The organism is Luteitalea sp., from assembly GCF_022842525.1.
Classification (GTDB): Bacteria; Acidobacteriota; Vicinamibacteria; order Vicinamibacterales; family Vicinamibacteraceae; genus Luteitalea.
This window is the reverse complement of record NZ_JALHPM010000299.1, coordinates 1-4,988: the sequence shown is the minus strand read 5'-3', so window position 1 is coordinate 4,988 and position 4,988 is coordinate 1. Positions and strand designations below refer to the sequence as shown.

The window sequence follows — 4,988 nt, the reverse complement described above, 5'->3', positions numbered from 1 at the left end:
TCCGCGCTGCCAAGGCGACGCGTACTGCGGCGGTGGCCAAGGGCGCGCGTCCATCGACCAGTCGCGCGACGGCCGGCCGGACGCCGGCGAAGGCGTCGGCCCATCGTGCGACCGCCCGTCCCTCGGCCGCCAAGCCGAAGCGGAAGTAGGGACGAGGAGCGCCGGTGCCGCTGATCCGCCTGGCCCGGGACAAGCGCGGGCTCGACACCCTCTATCTCCTGCACCACCGACCGGACGGGCGCGGCGAGCCGCGCCTGCGCGTCATCTACTTCTGCGCCGCCCCGCAAGGCCTCGACTTCGGCCGACAGGCGCTGGATCCGCAGACGCAACGCGCGCTCGAGCAACGCTATCCGGACGTCGCCTTCGACTGGCAGGCCCTGCTCAAGGAGATCGAGCAGCGACGCCTCCCGCCGCAGGTCGAACCGCAGGCGCGCCGGTCGCGGCCGGCCACCAAGACCGAGCGACGGCCTCCGCCGTCTGAAGCACCGGCAGAGAAGACCGCCGGAGCCAGCAAACGGAAGCGGCGACGTGGGGGAAGCGGGCAGTCCAGCCCGTCCGCTCGCGCGAACTCCGGCACGGCAGATTCCGCATCGGTGTCGCCTCCGGTCGCGGTGCCTCCTATAATCGAATGATGCCTGTACGTCTGAGCCGACTCGGATTGCGCGCCGCAGCGGTCCTGCTCGGCGTGGCCACACTCCCCGCGCAGCAGCAACCGGCCCCGCCGGCGCCCGCTGGTCCGCAGGACCCGTCCCGTCCCGACTTCGCGGTGACGACCAGCCTGGTCAGCACCGACGTGATCCCGCGCGATGGCGCCGGGCAGTTCCTCGCCGACCTCAAGAAGGAAGACTTCATCGTCAACGAGGACGGCGTCGAGCAGATGGTCGCCTCGCTCACGCTGGTGCACGGCGGGCGCTACTTCAACCTCGCCGCGCCGCCGCCGGCGCCGGTCGAGGAGGGGATGGTGCTGCCGCCGCCCCGTCCGGTCAACGACGCCGCCGGGCGCATCTTCCTGCTGTTCGTCGACGACCTGCACCTCGACTTCCGCAACACGCCGCGCATCCGCGACCTGTTCAAGAAGATCTCGACCGAGCTGATTCACGACGGCGACATGTTCGGCATCGTCTCCACCGGGCCGTCGTCCATCTCGGTGGACCTCACGTACGACCGCAAGCGGCTCGACGAGTCGATCAAGAAGATCAGCGGCAGCGGCCTCAAGCCCAAGGACATCCTGGAGCAGCCCAACGGGCAGCAGGGCAACCAGGAACTGCGCTATCGCGCGCACGTCGCCTTCAGTACCGCGTTCGACCTGATGCGCGAACTGGAGAAGGTGCAGAACCGCCGCAAGGCGCTGATCTACGTCACCAACGGGTACGACTTCGACCCGTTCCCGCAGGGGCGCCTGCAGCGCGACGCGCTGTACGGCTACAACCAGACGGGGATGGACCCTCGTGACCCCGCGGCCGTCACCAATCGCCAGGGGCAGCAGTTCGCCGACGCCGACCTGGCGCGCGAACTGGCGGACCTGACCCGCGCGGCCAATCGCGCCAACGCCACCATCTACACCATCGACCCGCGCGGCCTCGTCGGCGGCGCCGAGATGGACGACGAGGTGGACATGGTCGAGTGGAACAACCACGTGCGCAAGACGCAGGACAGCATGCGCGTCCTGGCCGAGGAGACCGGCGGGACGGCGGTCATCAACCAGAACGACTTCGCGAAGGCGCTCAAGAAGATCGACGCCGAGACCAGCGACTACTACGTGCTCGGCTACTACTCGAGCAACCCCGATCCGACGCGCAAGCGGCGGCAGATCGAGGTCAAGGTGAAGAAGCCCGGGGTGCAGGTGTGGGCGCGCAAGGGCTACGCGCTCAAGACCCCGAAGGACGACGAGAAGTCGAAGTAGGGAGGGACCGCTCGCGGAGCGGTCCCCGGGATGGTCTGCCGCTCTACCGGGCGCTGCGACGACGAGTCGTGGCGCCCGTGGTCTTTTGTGCAGCGGCCTTGCGCGGAGCGGCCTTCCTGGCCACCGGGCGCTTGGTCGCGCCAGCGGCGCGGGTGGCCGTCTGGCGGCTGGTGCCGAAGAACTCGGCATGGACCGCGCGCACCGCCGAATCCAGGTCGGTACGGCCGATGACGCAGCTGACCTTCATCTCCGACGTGCTGATGCAGTCGATGTTGACGCCGACCTTCGCCAGCGCCGTGAACATGCGGGCCGCCAGCCCCGGCGTCGACGCGATGCGCGACCCGACGATGGCGATCTTGGCCACGTCGAGATCGACGAGGACCTCGCCGACGATGTGCCGCTTGCGCCAGGTGCTCTCGAGCTCCTTGATGCGATCGACCTGATCGTTGTCGGTGACGAAGGTGATGCGGTTGCGGTCATGCGTGGCCGCGGCCTGGATGATCAGGCGGACGTTGACGTCCTCGCGGGCGAGGTCGCGGAAGATGGCGGCGGCGAGACCGGGCTCGTCGCGGACCTCCAGGAGTGTCACCTTGGCGATCTTCTTGTCCGACGTGATCCCCACTACGGCTGCGTCTTCCATCACTCCTCCACGAATCCAGGTGCCCTGACGGCGGTGGAACGTCGACCGCACGTGGATGGGCACGTCGTACTGCATGCAGATCTCGGCCGCGCGCGGGTGCAGCACCTTGGCGCCACTGGCCGCCAGCTCGATGGCCGCCTCGTAGCTCATCTCCGGCACGAGTCGCGCGGTGTCGACGACATTGGGATCGGCGGTGTAGACGCCGTCCACATCGGTGCAGATTTCACAGACCGGGGCCTGCAGGGCCGCCGCCAGCGCCGCGCCGGTGATGTCGCCGCCGCCGCGTCCGAGCGTCGTGATCTCGTGGTCACTGGTCACGCCCTGGAAGCCGGCGACGATGACCACGCGTCCGCTCTCCAGTTCGTGCACGAGGCGTCCCGTGTCGACCTTGGCGATGCGCGCGCGATTGAACGAGCCATCGGTGCGGATGCCCACCTGCGAGGCCGTCAGCGAGACGGCCGGCACGCCGCGGTCCTGCAGGGCCAGGCTGAGCAGGGAGACGGCGATCGTCTCGCCGCAGGCGAGCAACTGGTCCATCTCGCGGCCGGCCGGTCGACTGGAGACCTGGCTGGCCATCGAGATCAGCTGGTCGGTGGTCTTGCCCATGGCCGAGACCGCCACGACCATGTGCCGCGCCTCGGCCTGGCAGGCGATGATGCGATCGGCCACCTTGCGGATGTGCTCCGGCGTGGCCACCGAGCTGCCGCCGTACTTCTGGACCAGCAGTTTCGAGCGTTCGAAGCGGCTCATGCGCGATCCCCTGCGACGCCGGCGAGCGTGCCCGCGAGGTAGGCATCGACGTCGTCCAGCGAACGCGTGATGGGAATGGCCTTCGCCACGCGCGTGGTCATGATGTCGGCGGTCTTGTAGCCATTGCCGGTGACGCACACGACGATGGATTCGTCGCGCGGGATGCGTCCCTGGGCGATGAGCTTGCGGGTCACGGCGATGGTGGTGCCGCCGGCCGGTTCCGTGAAGATGCCTTCGGTGTCGGCCAGCAGGTTGATGCCGTCGAGGATCTCGGCGTCCGCCACCATCTCTCCCCAGCCGCCTGACTCGCGCAGCACCTCGAGCACCTGGAAGCCGTCGGCCGGGTTGCCGATGGCGATCGACTTGGCGATCGTCTGGGGCTTGACCGGGTCGGGGTAGTCGAGGCCCTGATGCAGGGCGCGGACGACCGGCGCCGAGCCTTCGGCCTGCGCCCCGTACATGCGGGGCAGGTCACCGTCCGCGAGGCCCAGCTGCTTCAGTTCGCGGAAGCCGCGGAAGATGCGGGGCAGCAGGGTGCCGCCGGCCACCGGCGAGACCACGTGCTTCGGGAACTGCCAGCCGAGCTGCTCGACGATCTCGAACCCCATCGTCTTGGCGCCTTCTGCGTAGTAGCTGCGCAGGTTGATGTTGGCAAAGCCCCAGCCGTGCTTGTCGGCCACCTGTGAGCACAGGCGGTTGACGTCGTCGTAGTTGCCGCGCACGGCAAGCAGCGTCGGGTGGTAGATGGCCGAGCCGAGCACCTTGTAGGGCTCGAGGTCGTCGGGAATGAAGACGAAGCAGCGCAGCCCGAGGCGAGCGGCGTGGGCGGCGACGCTGTTGCCGAGATTGCCGGTCGAGGCGCAGGCAAAGGTCGTGAAGCCGAGCTCCACGGCGCGGGTCGCCGCCACCGACACCACGCGGTCCTTGTAGGAGAGCGTCGGGTGGTTGACACCATCGTCCTTGATATACAGCTCGCGGACGCCGAGCCGCTCGGCCAGCCGCGGCGCCGGCACCAGGGGCGTGAAGCCGGAGCCGAACCCGGTCAGGGGCTCGCCGGTGATCGGCAGGAGTTCGCGATAGCGCCAGATGTTGCGCGGGCGCGAGGCGATGTTCTCGCGCGTGAAGGTGGTGGCGGCCTTCTCGTAGTCGTACACCGGCTCGAGAGGGCCGAAGCACTGGTCACAGACGTAGGTGGCTTCCGCGGGGAACGCGGTGTGGCACACGTGACATTGCAGACCGAGCAGTGTGGACACGTTTGGCAATCCTTACCCGTGGGACACGGCCAGGGGACTCGCCGTGACCGGTTGGTGCACGTCGAGCACCCTGATGACGACGTCGGGGTCGATCGTCGCGTAGAGGCCGCCCAGGGCGGCGACGACGGGACCGGGGTCGCCCGACACGCAGACGGCGACCGAGGGCCCGGCACCCGACAGAAAGGCACCCAGCATGCCCGGAGCCTCGAGCGCGAGGACCTCGGCAAGGCCGGGCACGAGTGGCAGGCGATAGGGCTGGTGCAGCCGATCGGCGAAGGCTTCGCGCAGCAGGTCGAAACGCCCCTGGGCAAGCGCCTGCAGCAGGAGCGCGGTCCGCTGCACGTTGTGGATGGCGTCGTGCCGCGACACCTGGGCCGGCAGCACGGCGCGCGCGGTCCTGGTCGGCAGAGCCAGGCCGGGCGTGGCGACCACGAGCCGGACG

At 69.2% G+C, this 4,988-nt stretch carries 4 protein-coding genes and 1 pseudogene; 2 read left to right on the top strand and 3 right to left on the bottom strand.

What is annotated here, in order from left to right; genetic code table 11:
- Window positions 1-164: 164 nt before the first annotated feature.
- Together Q0C41_RS29680 and Q0C41_RS29675 are read left to right on the top strand one after the other, a co-directional pair.
- Window positions 165-632 carry a hypothetical protein gene (locus tag Q0C41_RS29680; RefSeq protein ID WP_291990332.1) on the top strand — a complete coding sequence of 156 codons (468 nt, stop codon included), beginning with the start codon at window positions 165-167 and terminating at the stop codon, window positions 630-632.
- Window positions 632-1,903, top strand: coding sequence for a VWA domain-containing protein (locus Q0C41_RS29675; RefSeq protein WP_291990330.1), 1,272 nt, complete (start codon window positions 632-634; stop codon window positions 1,901-1,903). Before Q0C41_RS29680 ends, Q0C41_RS29675 begins: the two co-directional genes overlap by 1 nt.
- A gap of 43 nt (window positions 1,904-1,946) precedes the next feature.
- Here Q0C41_RS29675 and Q0C41_RS29670 read toward each other — a convergent pair whose 3' ends face one another.
- The 3 genes and pseudogenes from Q0C41_RS29670 to Q0C41_RS29660 all read right to left on the bottom strand — a co-directional run.
- The gene (locus Q0C41_RS29670) at window positions 1,947-3,293 is read right to left on the bottom strand and encodes an aspartate kinase (protein WP_291990329.1); all 1,347 of its coding nucleotides are present in this window, start codon (window positions 3,291-3,293) and stop codon (window positions 1,947-1,949) included.
- Complete coding sequence (locus Q0C41_RS29665) at window positions 3,290-4,546, bottom strand: threonine synthase (RefSeq protein ID WP_291990326.1); 1,257 nt, start codon at window positions 4,544-4,546, stop codon at window positions 3,290-3,292. The genes Q0C41_RS29670 and Q0C41_RS29665 overlap by 4 nt, the downstream gene beginning before the upstream one ends.
- Window positions 4,547-4,558: 12 nt before the next feature.
- A pseudogene (locus Q0C41_RS29660) lies at window positions 4,559-4,988 on the bottom strand (hypothetical protein); the annotation flags it as partial.

Bases quoted from the DNA above. Each gene is read 5' to 3' on its own strand.
- Q0C41_RS29675 (WP_291990330.1), top strand. From the start codon at position 632: ATGCCTGTACGTCTGAGCCGACTCGGATTGCGCGCCGCAGCGGTCCTG.
- Q0C41_RS29670 (WP_291990329.1), bottom strand. From the start codon at position 3,293: ATGAGCCGCTTCGAACGCTCGAAACTGCTGGTCCAGAAGTACGGCGGC.